The 17282-nt window shown below is 67.0% G+C and carries 14 protein-coding genes; 5 read left to right on the top strand and 9 right to left on the bottom strand.

The window, feature by feature from the left end:
* Complete coding sequence (locus D7S89_RS21115; protein ID WP_121280803.1) at nt 1-594, bottom strand: sigma-70 family RNA polymerase sigma factor; 594 nt, start codon at nt 592-594, stop codon at nt 1-3.
* A gap of 70 nt (nt 595-664) precedes the next feature.
* Complete coding sequence (locus D7S89_RS21120; protein ID WP_121280805.1) at nt 665-1543, bottom strand: helix-turn-helix transcriptional regulator; 879 nt, start codon at nt 1541-1543, stop codon at nt 665-667.
* A 234-nt stretch (nt 1544-1777) separates the two neighbouring features.
* On the opposite strand from D7S89_RS21120, the gene D7S89_RS21125 reads away from it, so the two are divergent.
* Nucleotides 1778-2530 carry a class I SAM-dependent methyltransferase gene (locus D7S89_RS21125; protein WP_121280807.1) on the top strand — a complete coding sequence of 251 codons (753 nt, stop codon included), beginning with the start codon at nt 1778-1780 and terminating at the stop codon, nt 2528-2530.
* On the opposite strand, the gene D7S89_RS21130 is transcribed toward D7S89_RS21125, so the two are convergent.
* Together D7S89_RS21130 and ppc are read right to left on the bottom strand one after the other, a co-directional pair.
* On the bottom strand, nt 2523-3545 hold the full coding sequence (locus D7S89_RS21130; RefSeq protein ID WP_121280809.1) for a response regulator: 1023 nt from the start codon (nt 3543-3545) through the stop codon (nt 2523-2525). The two genes, D7S89_RS21125 and D7S89_RS21130, sit on opposite strands and share 8 nt — an antisense overlap.
* 153 nt (nt 3546-3698) lie before the next feature.
* The gene (ppc, locus tag D7S89_RS21135) at nt 3699-6626 is read right to left on the bottom strand and encodes a phosphoenolpyruvate carboxylase (RefSeq protein ID WP_121280811.1); all 2928 of its coding nucleotides are present in this window, start codon (nt 6624-6626) and stop codon (nt 3699-3701) included.
* A gap of 225 nt (nt 6627-6851) precedes the next feature.
* Between ppc and hemC the strand changes: the two genes are divergently transcribed.
* From hemC to D7S89_RS21150, 3 genes are read left to right on the top strand one after another with little or no spacing between them, the layout of a single operon-like run.
* A complete protein-coding gene (gene hemC, locus D7S89_RS21140) occupies nt 6852-7835 on the top strand; it encodes a hydroxymethylbilane synthase (protein WP_121280813.1) in 984 nt (327 codons plus the stop codon).
* Nucleotides 7836-7863: 28 nt separating this feature from the next.
* Nucleotides 7864-9876, top strand: a complete 2013-nt coding sequence (gene hemDX / locus D7S89_RS21145; protein WP_121280918.1) for a fused uroporphyrinogen-III synthase HemD/membrane protein HemX — start codon at nt 7864-7866, stop codon at nt 9874-9876.
* A gap of 3 nt (nt 9877-9879) precedes the next feature.
* Nucleotides 9880-11076 (top strand): heme biosynthesis protein HemY, encoded by a 1197-nt coding sequence (locus D7S89_RS21150; RefSeq protein ID WP_121280815.1) that lies wholly within the window; start codon nt 9880-9882, stop codon nt 11074-11076.
* A 33-nt stretch (nt 11077-11109) separates the two neighbouring features.
* Here the strand turns inward: D7S89_RS21150 and D7S89_RS21155 are convergent, their stop codons facing one another.
* The 3 genes from D7S89_RS21155 to D7S89_RS21165 form a co-directional block, all read right to left on the bottom strand.
* A complete protein-coding gene (locus D7S89_RS21155; RefSeq protein WP_121280817.1) occupies nt 11110-12429 on the bottom strand; it encodes an MFS transporter in 1320 nt (439 codons plus the stop codon).
* Between the two features lie 71 nt (nt 12430-12500).
* Nucleotides 12501-13259 (bottom strand): SDR family oxidoreductase, encoded by a 759-nt coding sequence (locus tag D7S89_RS21160; RefSeq protein ID WP_121280819.1) that lies wholly within the window; start codon nt 13257-13259, stop codon nt 12501-12503.
* Nucleotides 13260-13320: 61 nt separating this feature from the next.
* Nucleotides 13321-14760, bottom strand: a complete 1440-nt coding sequence (locus D7S89_RS21165; RefSeq protein ID WP_121280821.1) for an aldehyde dehydrogenase family protein — start codon at nt 14758-14760, stop codon at nt 13321-13323.
* A 338-nt stretch (nt 14761-15098) separates the two neighbouring features.
* Between D7S89_RS21165 and ppa the strand changes: the two genes are divergently transcribed.
* On the top strand, nt 15099-15626 hold the full coding sequence (gene ppa, locus D7S89_RS21170) for an inorganic diphosphatase (protein WP_121280919.1): 528 nt from the start codon (nt 15099-15101) through the stop codon (nt 15624-15626).
* Nucleotides 15627-15692: 66 nt separating this feature from the next.
* Here ppa and D7S89_RS21175 read toward each other — a convergent pair whose 3' ends face one another.
* Together D7S89_RS21175 and D7S89_RS21180 are read right to left on the bottom strand one after the other, a co-directional pair.
* Nucleotides 15693-16019 (bottom strand): GIY-YIG nuclease family protein, encoded by a 327-nt coding sequence (locus tag D7S89_RS21175; RefSeq protein WP_121280823.1) that lies wholly within the window; start codon nt 16017-16019, stop codon nt 15693-15695.
* A gap of 11 nt (nt 16020-16030) precedes the next feature.
* Nucleotides 16031-17200: a GNAT family N-acetyltransferase gene (locus D7S89_RS21180; RefSeq protein WP_121280920.1), complete on the bottom strand. Its 1170-nt coding sequence runs from the start codon at nt 17198-17200 to the stop codon at nt 16031-16033.
* Between the last annotated feature and the right edge of the window lie 82 nt (nt 17201-17282).

Below are 17282 nucleotides of genomic sequence, written 5' to 3' on the forward strand. Positions count from 1 at the left end.
TCACAGGGCTCCCATGCATAGCTTCAGTTTCTCGAGTCCGCGGCGGACCCACGATTTGACCGTGCCGAGCGGAACGTTGAGCGTATCGGCGATTTCGCTGTGGCTCTGGTCACGCAAATAGGCGAGGGCGACGGCCTGACGCTGATTCGCGTCGAGCCGTTCAAGGCACGTCGCGAGTTGGCGAGCCTGTTCGCTCACGAGCGCCGAATCGGCCGGATCGGGATCCGTGCCGGGCAGCACCTCGTCGAGCGTTTCGTTCCATTCGGTCAGCGTCGCGCTGCCGCCGTCGCTGGTGGTGGCCTTGTTGCGGCGCAGGCAATCGAGAGCCCGATTGCGCACGATCGCGGCCATCCACGTGAGCGGCGCGGCTACGTTTTCACGATAGTCGCGCGCATAGCGCCAGATGTTGACGAATGCGTCCTGCAACGCCTCCTCGGCCCATTCGCGTTTGACCAATATACGGATCGCGACGCCAAACAGTTTCGACGACGTGAGTTCGTAGAGCGTGCGCAACGCCGCGGCATCGCCGTCGGCGATGCGGACAAGGAGGGCCGCAAGCGCTTGCGGTGTGGGTTCGGAGCGAAGCGTGGTCATGGGGTGGCTGGGTTGGCGTTGGGCGTTATCTTACCGCTCGCCGCCGCGCGGCACCTTTGGCCTCCTGTCCCTAGCCGCACACCAGGACGACGAGCTTCAGGTCTTCGCGATGGGCAGGCTTGAACGTGATCTGATCATAGATGCGCCGCCCGTCGCGCGGGTGATCGAACGCGCGGACGCCACCCTCGCGTTCGCCGACGTCCTGCGACGCCCAGAAGCGCCCGAATGCCTCGCTTTCAGCGGTCAGCGCGTCGATCAGCGCGCGCGTGGGCGCATCGCTCAGATGGCGGATCGAATCGGCGCGAAACTCGGCGACGAGCCGCCGCGCCCGCGTCTCCCAATCGACGATCAACGTGCGCGCCGTCGGTTCCGTGAACGTGAAGCGCAACAGATTGCGCTCGCGCCCGTCCTGCGGCGAGCCGTCGAGCCAGCCGACGAACAGCTCGGCCGCCTGCGCGTTCCATGCGAGCGCATTCCACTGGCGGTCGAGCACGTAGGCCGGCGCCTCGACGAGGCCGACCGTCGCGAGCAGGGCCGCCGGAGCATCGGCGGCAGACGGTGTCGGCTCGGCCGGGTCGCGCTCGCCGGCCAGTTCGAACAGATACGCGCGTTCGGCCCGCGACAACTGCAGTGCGATGGCGATGCGCGCGAGCGCGTCGGCCGACGCCGAGACGGGGCGTCCCTGCTCGATCCACGTGTACCACGTCGGACTCACGCCGCACAGCTGCGCGACCTCCTCGCGCCGCAGGCCCGGCGTGCGCCGCCGCGCGCCTTGCGGCAGGCCGACGGCGAGCGGCGTCAGCCGTTCGCGATGCGCGCGGATGAATTCGCCGAGCGCGCGTGCCGACGTCGCCTCGAGCGCCGTGTCGGCAGCATGGGCAGGCGTACTGCTGCTGCCAGAGGTGAGGGAAGCGGTGGACGAAGCAGCTGCGGGTGACGAGCGAGTCATCTGAATCAAATGGCGCGATGGGGCGGACGAAAAATCGGACAAAAAGCCGGGTGGATTGGATACCAGGATATTTGCTTGGCTTGTACTGGTACAGCATGAGCCATATTGTAGCGGCAGGTGAGCGCCGTGCGTCTTTTCCGAGCGGGCCCACGCCCGCTTGTACGCGGCATTGAACCGCGCCGCATCGACGTTCCGCTCCATTCATCCTCTTTTTCATTTGCAAGGAGTCTCGCGATGAAACACCACGAACAGGTTGCCGACGCATTCGGCTCCACCGCCGCCGCTTATCTGACGAGCCCGACGCATGCGACCGGTGCCGACCTGGCCACGCTGGCGGACGAAATCGCGTCGACGCTTGACGCCGTGGTGCTCGATCTGGGCTGCGGGGCCGGTCACGCGAGCTTCGCCGTGGCGCCGCGTGCGCGCGCGGTCGTCGCCTACGACATCGCGCCGCCGATGCTGGCGACGGTCGCCGCCGCCGCGCACGAGCGCGGGTTGGCCAACATCACGACACAGCAAGGCCCGGCCGAGGTATTGCCGTTCGAGAACGCCTCGTTCGATTGGGTCATCAGTCGCATGAGTGCGCACCACTGGCACGATGTGCCGCGCGCGCTGGCCGAGGTGCGCCGCGTATTGAAGCCGGGCGGACGCGTGCTGTTCATCGACGTCGCGGGCGCCGACCATCCGCTCCTCGACACGCACTTGCAGGCCGTCGAAGTACTGCGCGACGGATCGCACATCCGCGACTATCGCGCCGACGAATGGCTGGCCCTGTTTGCGGGCGCCGGCTTCACGGCCCGCATCCGCGAGCGCTGGCGCCTGCATATCGGGTTCGACCAGTGGGTCGCGCGCATGCGCACGCCCGAGCCGCGTGTCGCGGCGATTCGTTCGCTGTGGGCGCAAGCGCCTGACGAAGTACGCAGCTACTTCGGTGTCGAGAGCGACAGCTCGTTCATGCTCGACATCCTGATGGTTCAGGCTAGCTGACGGGGGGCGAGCCGACTCCGGCCGGCAAGAACAGTCGCAGCTTTTCGAGCAGCGTGTTCTTGTCGAACGGTTTGACGAGGAAATCGGCCGCGCCGGCCTTCAGGCTTTCGACGACGATGTTGCGCTCGCTATGGCCGGTCACCATGACGATCTGCACGTGCGCGAACTGCGCGATCGCCTTGATGCGCCGCGTCGCCTCGACGCCGCTCGTGTCGGGCAAGCCGACGTCCATCAGCACGAGATCGGGCTTGTGTTGCCACATCAGCGCTTGCGCTTCGGTACCCGTTGCGGCGCACACGAGCTCGACGTTCTGTCCTGCCAGCAGCTGCGATAGCAGCTTGCGCTGGAATGCGTCGTCTTCGACGAGCAGCACGACCGGGCGGCGCTCGGGGGCGGCCTCGACACTCGCGCCCGAGTTCATGCCGCTGGGCACGTACGGCTTCGCGTACGGCGCTTCGATGGTCGCTTCGGCGAGCGCGGCAGCAGGGCCTGGCGTGGCAACGCGCGCGGTCTCGGCGACACGCGCGGTCGCGGCAGGCGCCACCTCGCCGAGCGGTTCCGGCGGCGGTCGCAGCCCGATCTGTCCGGCCGCCGTCTGGGCCCTCATGTGCCGCAATGCGTGATGCACGGCCATGCGGATACGCGGCGCGTCGTTCGTCGCGGGCCAGAACAGCACGTAGTCGTCGAAATACTCTTTCGTGCACAGTTCATAGACCTTCCACAGATCGTGCTTGCCGCATAGCACGACGGTGCGATGAGGCACGGCGTACACGGTCGAGCCGAGCCGGTACAGCCCGAGGTAGTAGTGCCGCGCCGCGTCGAGCGTGTCGAAGGCGAGCACGAGTACGCAAGGACGGCGCTCGTCGAAGTCGCTGACCGCCATCTCGGGTTTGGTCGAGACATGCACGTTGTCGAATTCCTCGAGCAGCAGCTTTTCGATGAGCTCGGCATCGGCGACCGATTCGGTCGCGACAAGCACCGAGGCGCGTTTGGGAGTCAGATCGAGTTCGGACATGCATGCCCCCGGCTTGAACCTTCTGATGAAAGATTAAGCGGGGCATGAATGAAAAGACAGACGAATAAAAAGGGCCGATGCAATTCGAATTTTGCATCGGCCCTTTTTTCGTCATGCCGCTGGCTTCAGGCGGCGCAAAGGCGACTTGCGCGATTAACCGGTATTGCGCAACCCAGCCGCGATACCGTTGATGGTCAAATGAATCCCGCGGCGCACACGCGTGTTCGTATCGCCCGAACGGTGCCGCTTGATCAGCTCCACTTGCAAGTGGTTGAGCGGATCGAGGTATGGGAAGCGGTTCTTGATCGAGCGCGCGAGCAGCGGATTGTCGGCGAGCCGCTCTTGCTTGCCGGTGATTTCGCCAAGTGCGTGCGACGTGCGCTCCCACTCGGCCACGATGCGTTCGAACACGTGCTTGCGCAGCTTCTTGTCCTCGACGAGCTGCGCGTAGCGCGACGCGACGGCCAGATCGGTCTTCGCGAGCACCATGTCCATGTTCGACAGCAGCGTCGAGAAGAACGGCCAGGTCTTGTACATCTTCTTGAGCGTCGCGAGGCGCTTGGCGCGCTCCGTCTCGCCGGCTGCCTGCTCGAGGTAGGCCGCCACCGCACTGCCGAAACCATACCAGCCTGTCAGCAGCAGACGGCACTGGCCCCATGAGAAGCCCCATGGGATCGCGCGCAGGTCTTCGATGCGGCGGTTTTTCGGGTCTTGCAGCTTGCGCGAAGCGGGGCGGCTGCCGATGTTCAGTTCGGCGATTTCGGCGATCGGCGTCGACGAGAAGAAGTAGTCGGTAAAGCCCGGCGTCTCGTACACGAGTGCGCGATAGGCGGCCATCGCCGCATCGGACAGCGACTGCATCGTTGCTTCGAACGCCGCGAGGTGGGCCGGCGCGTTGCCTTGCGGCAGCAGCGAGGCCTCGAGCGTCGCGGCGATCACCGTTTCGAGGTTGCGCCGGCCGATCTCGGGATTGCCGAACTTGCTCGCGATGACTTCGCCTTGCTCGGTCAGGCGGATCTGGCCTTCGACCGTGCCGGGCGGCTGCGACAAAATGGCCTGATAGGTCGGTCCGCCGCCGCGCCCGACCGTGCCGCCGCGGCCGTGAAAGAGTCGCAGCGTAATGGCGCGTTCCTTGAACAGCGCGACGAGCGCGAGTTCGGCGCGATACAGCTCCCAGTTCGACGTCAGAAAGCCGCCGTCCTTGTTGCTGTCGGAGTAGCCGAGCATCACTTCCTGTTCGCCGCCCTGATGGGCGATCAGCGCATCGATGCCGGGCAGCGCGAAGAATTCGCGCATGATCGACGCTGCATTGCGCAGGTCGGCGATCGTTTCGAACAGCGGAATCACCATGAGTCCGTTCTTCGCGCCGCCTGCGCCGCGGCCGCCGAGCGTGCCTTCGAGCAGGCCCGTCTCTTTCTGCAGCAACAGCACTTCGACGAGGTCGCTGACGGTTTCCGTGTGCGAAATGATGTAGTTGCGCACGGCGCGAGCGCCGAAGCGCTGGCGCGTGGCGCGGGCGGCTTCGACGACGCCGAGCTCGCTTTGCACGAGCGGCGAATACTCGAGGTACGGCGAGCGCAGCAGACGCGGCTGCGCGAGCTCGGCCAGCAGCACGCGCAGCTTGTCGGCTTCGGACAGCGACGCGTAGTCGTCTTCGACGCCTGCCCGCTTGAGCAACTCGGCAATGACGGCTTCGTGCACGTCCGAGCTCTGCCGCAGGTCGATGCTCGCCAGGTGAAAGCCGAACACCTCGGCGGCGCGCGCGAGCGGCGCGAGGCGAGGTGCCGACAGCGAGGCGCCGTGATGCGCGGCGAGCGAATCGATGAGCACGTTCAGATCACGTGCGAACTCGGCGGCATCGGCATAGGGCGTCGCGTCGCGATGCGCGCCGCGCGTGCGTACGACGCCGTCGCCGAGCAGCGCGCGCGCTGTCGCCGCCACGCGCGCATACACGCCGATCAGCGCACGGCGATAAGGTTCGTCGACACGGTGCGGCGATTGGTCGGGCGACGCCTGGGCGAGCGCTTTCAACGCCTCGCTCGAACCGCTCAGCAGATTCGACACGGACAGCTCGGCGCCGAGCGCATGCACTTCGTCGAGATAGTGTTCGAAGATCACGGCGGCCTGACGCGTGATCGCATGTTCGAGCGTGGCCGCCGTCACGTTGGGATTGCCGTCGCGGTCGCCGCCGATCCAGCTGCCCATCTGGAAGAACGCGGGCAGGCGCGCTTGCGCGGTGCCGTGCTCGGCGAGCGCGTCTTCGATATCGGCATACAGCGCAGGGATTTCGTTGAGAAACGTCGCGCGGTAGTACGACAGCGCGTTCTCGATTTCATCGGCGACGCTCAGGCGCGAATCGCGCAGCATGCGCGTCTGCCATAGCGTCGTCACGCGCGCGCGCAGCAGCGCCTCGTTGCGCGCGCGCTCGCGCGCCGTCAGCGGCTGGTCACGCTCGGCCAGCAGCCGGGCGATGTCGTGCTGGGCATCGAGAATGCTCTTGCGCTGAACTTCGGTCGGGTGCGCGGTCAGCACGGGCACGATCAGCGCGTCGTCGAAGAAGCGTTGCAGCCTGGCCGTATCGATGCTGCCCGCGAGGGCGAGGCGCGACAGCGCATAGGCGACCGTCCCGGCTTGCGGCGCGGAGCCCGCCAGGGCATGAATGCGGCGGCGGCGATTGTGGTGGCGATCTTCCGCGATATTCGCGAGATGCGAGAAGTAGCTGAACGCGCGCACGACGCTGACAGTCTGCTCGGGCGTCAGCGCGCACAACTGCTTATCGAGCGCTTGCGCGGCGCCGTGATCGTCCTCGCGGCGAAATTTGACGGCGCTCTGGCGAATCGTCTCCACGACGTCGAAGACGGCATCGCCTTCCTGCTCGCGCACGACGTCGCCGAGCAGGCGGCCGAGATAGCGAATGTCCTGAAACAGCGGCTGATCTTTGTCTTCGCGGCCGCGGCCGGCAGGTTTGGGCGGTGTGGCGGCGTGGGCGCGAGCCGGGGCAAGGGCGGCGTGCGAGACAGTAGCTGAAGCGGGCGATGCATCGTTGTGGCGGGCAGCGCGCGCCGATCCGGAAGACGTCACGGTGGGTTTCCTCAGTGAAGCCAGAGTCGATGAAAAGGGGACTGCGGTACTGGAAAAACGCTTGCTAGGGGTGCTCGAGGCCAGATGCGCCGCGCTCATGACGCAGCGTGCCCGGTGGCCGCGCAGCGCGTGGGGCGCGCCGCTCGCGGCCAAGCGCGGGAAATGGCGCGGGGCGTGCGTGCTACCATTTCCCGATGTTAGATCCCGTCATTCGAAGTTAGCGCAATGAATTCCGAGACGCTTTCAATCACGCCGCCCACTACACTCGTCATCGCTTCACGCGAGAGTCGTCTCGCGATGTGGCAGGCCGAGCACGTGCGCGACGCGCTGCACAAATTATATCCATCTTGCGACGTACGAATTCTCGGAATGACGACGCGCGGCGATCAGATTCTCGACCGCACTTTGTCGAAGGTCGGCGGCAAGGGCCTGTTCGTCAAGGAGCTCGAAAACGCGCTGGCGGACGGCCGTGCCGACCTCGCCGTGCATTCGCTCAAAGACGTCCCGATGGAGCTGCCCGACGGTTTCTCGCTGGCCGCCGTGATGGCGCGCGAGGATGCGCGCGACGCCTTCGTCTCCAACGACCATGCCTCGCTCGATGCGTTGCCGGCGGGGGCCGTCGTCGGCACCTCGAGCCTGCGGCGTGAAGCGATGCTGCGCGCGCGCTACCCGCAACTCGTCGTCGAGCCGCTGCGCGGCAACCTCGATACGCGTCTGGGCAAGCTCGATCGCGGCGAATATGCCGCCATCATCCTGGCTGCCGCAGGTCTGAAGCGCCTGGGCCTCGCCTCGCGCATCCGCGCGTTGATCGAGCCTGCCGACAGCTTGCCTGCCGCGGGGCAGGGCGCGCTCGGCATCGAGATCCGCGCGGGGCGGCCTGAGCTCGAAGCATGGCTTGCGCCGCTCCACGACCGCCTGACCGCGCTGGCCGTCGAGGCCGAGCGCGCCGTTTCGCGTGCGCTCGGCGGCAGTTGCGACGTGCCGCTCGCGGCCCACGCGGTGTGGCGCGACGACACGCTGCACCTGACGGGCTGCGTGTCGATGCCCGACGGGTCGCGCGCGGCCCGTGCACAGGCGAGCGCGCGCGTGGCGAGTGTCGCCGGCGCGCTCGAGCTCGGCCGCCAGATTGCCGATGCGCTCGAAGCGCAAGGCGCGCGCGACATCGTGCGCGCGCTCGCGGCCCAGCAACGCGGCGAATCGGCTGTATGACGGCACCGTGCCCCTGGCACCCACGCCGATGACCCACACCGGGCGTGCCGGGCCCGCCACGGCCGATGCGCGGCCGTTCACGGCGGTACTGACGCGGCCGTCCGGGCAATCGGACGACCTGGCCGCGCAGCTCGCGGGCGAGGGCATCGACGTGCTCGAATTCCCGCTCATCGGTATCGCGCCCGTCGAAGACGACACGGCGCTGTGCGCGGCGTTCGCTGCGCTGTCCGCCTACGCGCTCGTCGTCTTCGTGTCGCCCAATGCGATCGACCGCGCGTTCGCGCAGGCGCCGTGCGCATGGCCGGCTGCCGTGCCGATCGGCGTGGTCGGTCCGGGCAGCGTCGCGGCGCTCGCGCGGCACGGCATCGCGGCGCCCGATTTTCAGGTGATCTGCCCCGCGGCGAACGGTCATGCCCAGGATGACCCCGACGTGCGCTTCGATTCCGAGGCGCTGTTCGCCGCGTTGCAAGCGCAGCTCGGCGAGCACGCGTTCGACGGCAAACCGGTGTTGATCGTGCGCGGCGACGGCGGCCGCGAATGGCTCGCCGACCGCTTGCGCGAAGCCGGCGCGACGGTTCAGGCCGTGGCCGCCTATCGCCGCATCGTGCCCGCGCCCGCGGAGCAGGACTGGGCGCGGGTCCGCACGCTGCTCGCAGGCGCGCCGCATGCTTGGGGTTGGGTCGTCACGAGTTCGGAGGGCGTGCGCAATCTGCATGCGCTCGCTCGCGCACACTTGACCGAGGCTGACTTCGCCCGGCTTGCACATGTACCGTTCGTCGCACCACACCCGCGCATCGCCGAAACGGCGCGGGCATTGGGTTTTGATAGCATTACGTCATCCGGCCCCGGCGATGCACGCATTGCCGCGGCCTTGCGCGCTTTGTCCGCCTCGTCTCGCGCATCTCTCGATCAACCGGCTTTGGCCTCTTCGGCTCATTCGCGCATGACTGATTCGAACCACGATTCCCCGAACCCTCCCGCTACTTCGGCTTCGGTTCCGCCGTTCGCCCCGCCGCCGCCCGTCTACGAGCAGGCCAGGCGCCGCCGTGGCGGCAGTGCGCTGTTGTGGGCGATGCTCGTGCTCGTCACCTGCGCCGCCGGCGTTGGCGCGTTCGCGCTGAACCGCAAGGTCGATCGGCTCGAGGCACGCCTGGCGGCGCGTCAGCAGGCCATCGATGCGCAGACCGCCGAGCTGCGCGTGAAGACCGAGCAGGCAGTGGCGACGGTCCACCAGATCGACACGCAATTCGCGCAGCTGCAAGGCAAGCTCGCCGACGCGCAAACGGCACAGCAGGCGTTGCAGCAGCAGTATCAGGATCTCGCGCGCAACCGCGACGACTGGATGTTCGCCGAGGTCGAGCAGATGCTCTCGAGCGCGAGCGAGCAACTGCAACTGACGGGCAACACGCAGCTCGCGCTGTTCGCGCTGCAAAGCGCCGATACGCGCCTGGCGACATCGGCGAGCGCGCAGGCGATCGTCGTGCGGCGCGCGATCGCCCAGGACATCGACAAGCTCAAGTCGGCCCCCTCCACGGATCTGACCGGGCTCGCGATCAAGCTCGACGAAGCCATTGATCAAATCGATACGCTGCCGCTGGCAGGCGAAGTGCCCGTGACGCAGCCGGCAGCCGGCGCGCCGGCCTCAGCCGCAGGCGTAGCGGGACAGGCGCGCTGGGCGCGGTGGTGGCAGGGCCTGTCGGCGGCAGTCGGCCAGGAGTTGAAGGGGCTCGTTCAAGTGCGCCGCATCGACAATGCCGATGCGATGCTGATCGCGCCCGAGCAAGGTCAGTTCGTGCGCGACAACGTGAAGCTGCGGCTGCTCGCGGCGCGGCTTGCACTGCTCTCGCGCAACGCGACGACGCTGAAGGCCGATCTGCACGCGGCCGACGCCGCGCTGGCACGCTATTTCGACGGCGCCGCCAAACGCACGCAGACCGTGCGTGGCTTGCTGAAGGAAGTCGGCGGCAGCTCGACGGCAGTCGAGTTGCCGAATCTGAACACGAGCTTGCAAGCCGTGCACAACACCAAGAGCCGGGGGTGATGGATGGCGCTCAGAGGACTCTTGTGGCTCGCGTTCCTGTTCACGCTGGCCGTCGTGCTGGCTACGGTCGGCCACTTCAATGTCGGCCACGTCGTGCTCGTCTATCCGCCGTACCGCTATGACCTGTCGCTGAATCTGGTGATCGGCGCCGTCGTCGCGCTGTTCGTGCTGCTGTACGCGGGCACGCGCATCGTGCGCAACGTGTGGACGATGCCGCAGCGCGTGGCCGCGTATCGCGTCCGTTCGCGCGAGGCCAAGGCGCAAGCGGCGTTGCGCGAAGCGATCGGCAATCTGTATGCGGGGCGCTTCTCGCGGGCCGAGAAGGCGGCGCGCGAAGCGCTCACGCAAGGCGCGAACAAAGGGGCAGCCGGGCTCGTTGCCGCTCAGGCCGCGCACAGCATGCGCGAATACGGCCGCCGCGACGAGTGGCTCGCCGCGATCGATGCACCGGAATGGCAGGACGCGCGCCTGATGGCGAGCGCCGACATGCGTGCCGACGGGCGCGATGCCGAAGGCGCGCTGGCCGCGTTGACGGAAATGCAGTCGCAGGGCGGCCGTCGCATCCACGCGCAGCAGATCGCCCTGCGCGCGCAGCAGCAACTGAAGAATTGGGCCGAAGTGCTCAAGCTCGTGAAGACGCTGGAGAAGCGCGAAGCCATTCATCCGGCCGTCGCGGTGCGGCTGCGCCAGCAAGCCGCTGAGAACCTGCTGCGCGACCGCCGGCACGATGGGCAGGCGCTGCTCTCGCTATGGCATTCGCTGGCCGCGTCGGAGCGGCAGTCGCCGCGCCTGGCCGATCTGGCGGCCGAACTGCTGATCGCGCTCGGCCGCCATCAGGAGGCGCGCAAGGTCGTCGAAGAGGCATTGCAGCACAACTGGGACGCACGCTTGCTGCGCCGCTATCCCGATACTGTCCAGGGCGACGACGCGCTGCCGCTGATCCAGAAGGCCGAAGCGTGGCGCCGCGAGCGCACCGAGGATGCCGATCTGCTGTTCACGCTGGGCCGGCTGTGCCTGCATCAGCAGCTGTGGGGCAAGGCGCAATCGTTCCTCGAGTCGGCACTGAAGCTCGCCGACGACAACGACGCACTGACGGTGCGCACGCACCGCGCACTGGCCCGTTTGTTCGAGCAGCTTGGCGATGCGGCGCGTGCGAGCGAGCACTACCGCGCGAGCGCCCTCGCGATGAAGATCGTCTGACCGAGGCCTCGCGCGTGGTGCATGCGTTGCGCGCTACTTGTTGACGAGCCGTGCCGGCACGCTCAACGCGAGTAGTGCGCCCAGTAGCATGAAGGCGGCGAGCAGGACCATGCCGGTCGCGTTGCTGGAGGTGGCCTGCTTGAGCCAGCCCACCGCGTACGGGCTGAGAAACCCGGCCAGATTGCCGATCGAGTTGACCATCGCGATGCCGGCTGCGGCGCCGGTGCCGGCGAGGAAGGCTGTCGGCAGGCTCCAGAACAGCGGTAGCGAAGTGAGGATGCCGGCCGTGGCAATCGTGAGCGAGAGCATGGCGAGCCACGTGTCGTGCGCCCACGTGACCGACAGCACGAGCCCGAGCGCACCGGCGAAGCCCGGCAGCGCCACGTGCCAGCGCCGCTCGCGCCGCTTGTCGGCACTTCTCGCGACGACGATCATCGCCACGACGGCGACCGCGAACGGAATCGCCGACAGCAAGCCGATCGCGAACGCGTCCGTCACGCCGGTCGCCTTGATGAGCGTGGGCAGCCAGAAGCTCACGCCGTACAGGCCCATCACGAACGAAAAGTAGATCAGGCTCATGAGCCACACGCGCGGGCTCGAGAGCACGTGCGCGAGCGGCATTTCTTCCTTGCCCGCTTCCTCGACGTCGATGTTGTGCTCGAGCAGACGCTTTTCGTCATCGGTGAGCCAGCGTGCGTGGGCGATGCGGTCAACGAGCGCGAACCACACGAGGACGCCGCACGCGATCGACGGCAGGCCTTCGAGCACGAACAGCCATTGCCAGCCGTGCCAGCCATTGAGGCCGTCGCAGGTTTTGAGGATGTAGCCCGACACGGGCCCGCCGACGACACCCGACAAGGCGACAGCCGTCATGAACCATGTCGTCATCCGGCCGCGCCGGTGCGCCGGATACCAATACGTGAGGTAAAGGATGATGCCGGGGAAAAAGCCGGCCTCGGCCAGGCCGAGCAGGAAGCGCATCGCATAGAACATCGTCGGCGTCGTGACGAACATCGTCAGCGCCGAGATCACCCCCCAGGACACCATGATGCGTGCGATCCACAGGCGCGCACCGACGCGGTGCAGGATCAGATTGCTCGGGACTTCGAACAAAAAGTAGCCGATGAAGAAAACGCCCGCCCCAAGGCCGTAGACGGCGTCGCTCAAGTGCAGGTCGGTGGCCATCTGCAGCTTCGCGAAGCCGACGTTGACGCGGTCGAGATACGCGACGAGATAGCACAGCAGAAGCAGCGGCAGCAGTCGCCAGGAGACCTTGCGGTAGGTCGCTTCCTCGAACGTCGACGGCGGTGTGCCGGCGCCGGGCATCGCGAGTGGATCGACAGGGCTTGCCATAGGCGTCTCCTCTTTGTGGTTTTGTTGTGATGAATGCGAGTGTACGGGGCGAGGCGTACGTCGTTGGCGCGTCAGACGCAGCGTCCGCCATCGACTTCGAGACACGTGCCCGTGATGAACTCGGCCTCGTCGGACGCCAGGAACAGCGCGGCGTTGGCGACATCCTGCGGTGTCGAGAAGCGGCCGAGCGGAATGCTGGCGAGAAAGCGCTGGCGATTTTCGGGCGTGTCCTCCACGCCCATGAACTCCTTGAGCAGGGCCGTCTCGCCGATCACGGGATTGACGCAGTTCACGCGGATGCGATCGGGCCCGAGCTCGGCCGCGAGCGCCTTGCTCGCGACGATGACGGCGCCCTTGCTGCCGTTGTACCAGACGAGGCCCGGCCGCGGCCGCACGCCGGCCGTCGAAGCGATGTTGACGAACACGCCGCCGCCTTGCTCGCGAAAGTACGGGACGAACGTCTGCACGCTCCAATAGAGGCCTTTGACGTTGACCGCATAGACGTGATCGAACTCGGCTTCGGTGACCTCGAGCACGGGCTTGTTGCGATGCGTGGTGCCCGCGTTGTTGACGACGATCTGCACGTTGCCGAAGTCTTCGAGCGCGGCCTCGAGCAGCACCTGCCAATCGGTGTGCTGCGTGACGTCGCCCGCGATCGCGATGGCGCGCCCGCCGGCCAGCGCGATCTCGCTCGCGACGCGCTCGGCCGCGCTGCTGTTCAGGTCGTTGACGACGACATTGGCGCCTTCGCGCGCGAACGTCTTGGCGATGCCTTCACCGAAGCCCGAACCGCCGCCCGTCACGACGGCCGTTTTGCCATTCAAACGCATGTTGCCTCCTGATCTCCTGATGGGACGATCGATCGTTCGTTCGTCGTACGGCGAGCGCCATTCAACCGTGGCGGATCGCGATCGTTTTCAACACCGTGAAGCCGTAGAGTGCTTCGAAGCCTTTTTCGCGGCCGTGGCCGGAGTGTCCGGTGCCGCCGAACGGCAGCTCGACGCCACCGCCCGCGCCGTAGTTGTTGATGAAGACCTGGCCGGCCCGTACGCGCCGCGCGAGCCTTAGCTGGCGTGCGCCGTCGCGTGTCCAGATGCCGGCGACCAGCCCATACGGTGTGCCGTTCGCGAGCGCGAGCGCATCGGCTTCGTCGTCGAACGGCAGGGCCGCCAGCACCGGACCGAAGATTTCCTCGCGCGCGATGCGATGGGTGCGCGGCACATCGCGCAGCAGTGTCGGCGCCTGATAAAAGCCGTCCGCGGGGGCCTCGGCTGCGATCGTGCCGCGTGCTGCGCAGGCGATGCCGTCGCGTTCGGCCTCAGCCAGAAACTGCGCGACGCGCTGCTGCTGCCTGGCGTTGATGAGCGGACCGCAATCGGGATCGGAGCGGCTCGGCCCGGCGCGCAGTTGGCTGAACGCCCGTGCGAGCCGTTCGAGCAGCGGCTCGTAGATCGTGCGCTCGATCAGCACGCGGCTGCCGGCCGAGCAGGTCTGGCCGGCGTTTTGAACGATGGCGCCCATGAGCGACGGCAGGGCCGCGTCGAGGTCGGCATCGGCGAAGACGATCTGCGGCGACTTGCCGCCGAGCTCGAGCGTGACCGGCGCATGGTGCTCGGCCGCCATCTGCGCGACGAGCGCACCGACTGATGGCGAGCCGGTGAACGAGAGATGGTCGACACCGGGATGGCGCGCGAGGGCGGCGCCGGCCTCGCTGCCGTAGCCTGTGACGACGTTGAGCGCGCCGGGCGGCAGGCCCGCGTGCGCGGCCAGTTCGGCGATGCGCAGCAGCGACAGGCAGGCGTCCTCGGCCGGCTTGACCACGCATGCGTTGCCGGCGGCGAGCGCGGCGCCGACGCTTCGGCCGAAGATTTGCATCGGATAGTTCCACGGCACGATGTGGCCGGTAACGCCATGCGGCTCGCGGATCGTCAGCACCGTGTAGCCGGATTGATAGGGCAGCGTTTCGCCGTGCAGCTTGTCGGCCGCGCCGGCGTAGAACTCGAAGTAACGCGCGAGCGCCGTGGCATCGGCACGCGCTTCGCGCAGCGGCTTGCCGGTGTCGCGCGATTCGAGCTGCGCCAACGCTTCCCGGTGTTCAGCGACGAGCTGCGAGAGACGAGCAAGAACGCGGCCGCGCTCGACGGCGCTCGTGTCGCCCCATGCGCCCTCGTAGGCTGCGCGGGCCGCGCGCACGGCCGCATCGACGTCGTCGGCGTTGCCGCGCGCGAGGCGGGCGAACGGCTGACCATCCGACGGATCGACGGCCTCGATCGTCTCGCGGCTGCCGGGCGGGACCCAGTCGCCGCCGATGAAATGCATCGCTTCTTGCATGGGAAGGCTCCTTGCGATCGATCGGAACCGGGGCCTGGTATGGGCCTCCTTGGCGTGAGCCGGCCCTCGTCAGGTCTGGCCAATGCAACCAGCATCGATTATGGCCCCGTTCGCGACGCAAGTGAGAGACGGCACCAGGAATTGGACAATGGGTGCGTGGAACCGCTGTTGTCCGAGCTGGCCGTGCCTAAAGCGGGCTCCGCTATAATGGCGCGCATCGTGTCGGTCCGGCATCGAGGCACGCGTATCAGATGCGGCGCGCTCGATCGTTCGGGCGTCTCGGCCGGCGGCAAGCCGGCCTGTTCGTTTTCCCGTTTCCATTCCGTCAAGAGAGAGCCATGAGCTTCAATCACGTCCCCGCGGGCAAGGATCTGCCGCACGACTTCAACGTCATCATCGAAATCCCGGCGCAAAGCGATCCGGTGAAGTACGAAGCGGACAAGGAACTGGGCCTGCTCGTCGTCGACCGTTTCATCGGCACCGGCATGCGCTACCCGGTGAACTACGGCTACATCCCGCAGACGCTGTCGGGTGACGGCGATCCCGTTGACGTGCTCGTGATCACGCCGTTCCCGCTGATTCCGGGCTGCGTGGTGCGTGCGCGTGCAGTCGGCATGCTGCAAATGACTGACGAGTCGGGCGTCGACGCGAAGCTCGTCGCCGTGCCGCACGACAAGCTGTGCCCGATGACGGCCGGCATCAAGTCGATCGACGACGTGCCCGAGTACCTGAAGGACCAGATCAAGCACTTCTTCGAGCAGTACAAGGCGCTCGAGAAGGGCAAGTGGGTCAAGGTCGAGGGCTGGGCCGGCATCGACGCTGCTCACAAGGAAATCACCGAAGGCGTTGCGAACTTCAAGAAGTAACCGAAGTCACGCGTTGCCCGTGGTGGTATCCGAAACCGCGCGAGCCTGAGAGGGCCGCGCGGTTTTTTACGCCTGCTCGCTGACGATGGCCTGCTGCTCGGCATCCTCGCTCGCTTCTGGTACCGGCAGTAGCACGGTGTCGAGCGCCAGTGCGCCGCTCGCGAGTGCGCGCTTCTGTGCGGGCGCCAGCCGCTTGACCCGGTACTCGGCGCGCAACGCGCTCGAGCGATCGGCCAGCTCGAAGGTCGCGAGCAGCGCGACCGGCTTGCGAGAGCGCGTGTAGCGGGCGCCCGTGCCGTTCACGTGCTTGGCGTAGCGTGCCTGCACGTCGGTTGCGATGCCCGTATAGACGCTGCCGTCCGCGCATTCGATCAGATACAGAAACCAGGACATGGCGCAGGCCGTCACCGCTTGAAAGGGTCGTGTTCGCGCAGTTCGTCGACGTGCGCGTGGATCAGGTTCGCTTCGTTCTCGAGAAAGCGTGCGACCGCATCGGAGAACGCGGGGTGCGCGAGCCAATGCGCCGAGCGCGTGACGGTCGGCATGAAGCCGCGTGCCATCTTGTGCTCGCCTTGCGCACCGCCTTCGAACACGGCCAGTTTCTCCTCGATGCAGAACTCGAGCGGTTGATAGTAGGCCGTCTCGAAGTGCAGGCACGGCACGTGTTCGAGCGCTCCCCAATAACGGCCGTACAACGTGCCGCCCGTCTGCGCGTCGCGCTGGTAGATCACGAGCGAGCTCGCAATGGGCCGCCCCTCGCGCTCCGCGATCACGAGCAGCAGGTTTTCGGGCATCGTCTGGGCGATCGTGCGGAAGAATTCGAGGTTCAGATACGGCGACGAAAAGTGCTCACGGTACGTCTGCTTGTAGCAGCGGTGGAAGAAGCGCCAGTCGTCGTGGGTCGCGTCCTGCCCGCGTACGCGCCGGAACGTGACGCCGGCTTCGTGGACCTTGCGCCGTTCGGCGCGGATGTTCTTGCGCTTTTTCTGCTCGAGCGTCGAGAGGAAGTCGTCGAAATGGCGGTAGCCGTCGTTGAGCCAGTGAAACTGGACGCCTTCGCGGCGCATCATGCCGAGCGAGGTCAGCGCCTGCGTTTCGTCTTCGGTCGGAAACAGCACGTGCAGCGACGAGACGTCCGACTGCTCGGCCAGCGCCACCAGCGAGGCGGCCAGCTGGCGCCTCGCGTGCTCGTCGACCGCGAGCAGGCGCGCGCCTTGCACGGGCGTAAACGGCACGGCGCACACGAGCTTCGGATAGTAGTCGAGGCCGTTGCGCTGATAGGCATCGGCCCAGGCCCAGTCGAACACGTACTCGCCGTACGAGTGGCTCTTCAGGTACAGCGGCGCCGCGGCGGCGAGCCGGTCGGTCCGCGTATCGACCAGCGTCAGAAAGCGCGGCGCCCAGCCCGTGCGTTCGGTCGCGCATTGCGTAGCCGTCAACGCGCTCAGGAACTCGTGGCGCAGAAACGGTGTCGGCTGCGCCTCCTGTGCGACGAGTGCGTTCCACTGGCCCGCGTCGACCTCGGAAGGTGAGGTGAGGAGGCCCATGCGATAATCGATGCGTTCCTGTTTCAACTGTTCGACCGTATTTGCAACCGGCGGCAACGCATTCGTTGCCGCGCGTCATTCGTTTTACGCCGAGGCATCGCCGGGGTGC

Origin of the sequence: Trinickia fusca (assembly GCF_003628145.1) — a bacterium.
Taxonomy (GTDB): Bacteria; Pseudomonadota; Gammaproteobacteria; order Burkholderiales; family Burkholderiaceae; genus Trinickia; species Trinickia fusca.

Excerpts from the sequence above, each read along its gene's own strand:
- ppa (WP_121280919.1), top strand. The coding sequence starts at position 15,099 with ATGAGCTTCAATCACGTCCCCGCGGGCAAGGATCTGCCGCACGACTTC.
- D7S89_RS21125 (WP_121280807.1), top strand. The coding sequence starts at position 1,778 with ATGAAACACCACGAACAGGTTGCCGACGCATTCGGCTCCACCGCCGCC.
- D7S89_RS21150 (WP_121280815.1), top strand. The coding sequence starts at position 9,880 with ATGGCGCTCAGAGGACTCTTGTGGCTCGCGTTCCTGTTCACGCTGGCC.
- D7S89_RS21175 (WP_121280823.1), bottom strand. The coding sequence starts at position 16,019 with ATGTCCTGGTTTCTGTATCTGATCGAATGCGCGGACGGCAGCGTCTAT.
- D7S89_RS21115 (WP_121280803.1), bottom strand. The coding sequence starts at position 594 with ATGACCACGCTTCGCTCCGAACCCACACCGCAAGCGCTTGCGGCCCTC.
- D7S89_RS21160 (WP_121280819.1), bottom strand. The coding sequence starts at position 13,259 with ATGCGTTTGAATGGCAAAACGGCCGTCGTGACGGGCGGCGGTTCGGGC.
- D7S89_RS21130 (WP_121280809.1), bottom strand. The coding sequence starts at position 3,545 with ATGTCCGAACTCGATCTGACTCCCAAACGCGCCTCGGTGCTTGTCGCG.
- D7S89_RS21120 (WP_121280805.1), bottom strand. The coding sequence starts at position 1,543 with ATGACTCGCTCGTCACCCGCAGCTGCTTCGTCCACCGCTTCCCTCACC.
- D7S89_RS21165 (WP_121280821.1), bottom strand. The coding sequence starts at position 14,760 with ATGCAAGAAGCGATGCATTTCATCGGCGGCGACTGGGTCCCGCCCGGC.
- hemDX (WP_121280918.1), top strand. The coding sequence starts at position 7,864 with ATGACCCACACCGGGCGTGCCGGGCCCGCCACGGCCGATGCGCGGCCG.
- D7S89_RS21155 (WP_121280817.1), bottom strand. The coding sequence starts at position 12,429 with ATGGCAAGCCCTGTCGATCCACTCGCGATGCCCGGCGCCGGCACACCG.
- hemC (WP_121280813.1), top strand. The coding sequence starts at position 6,852 with ATGAATTCCGAGACGCTTTCAATCACGCCGCCCACTACACTCGTCATC.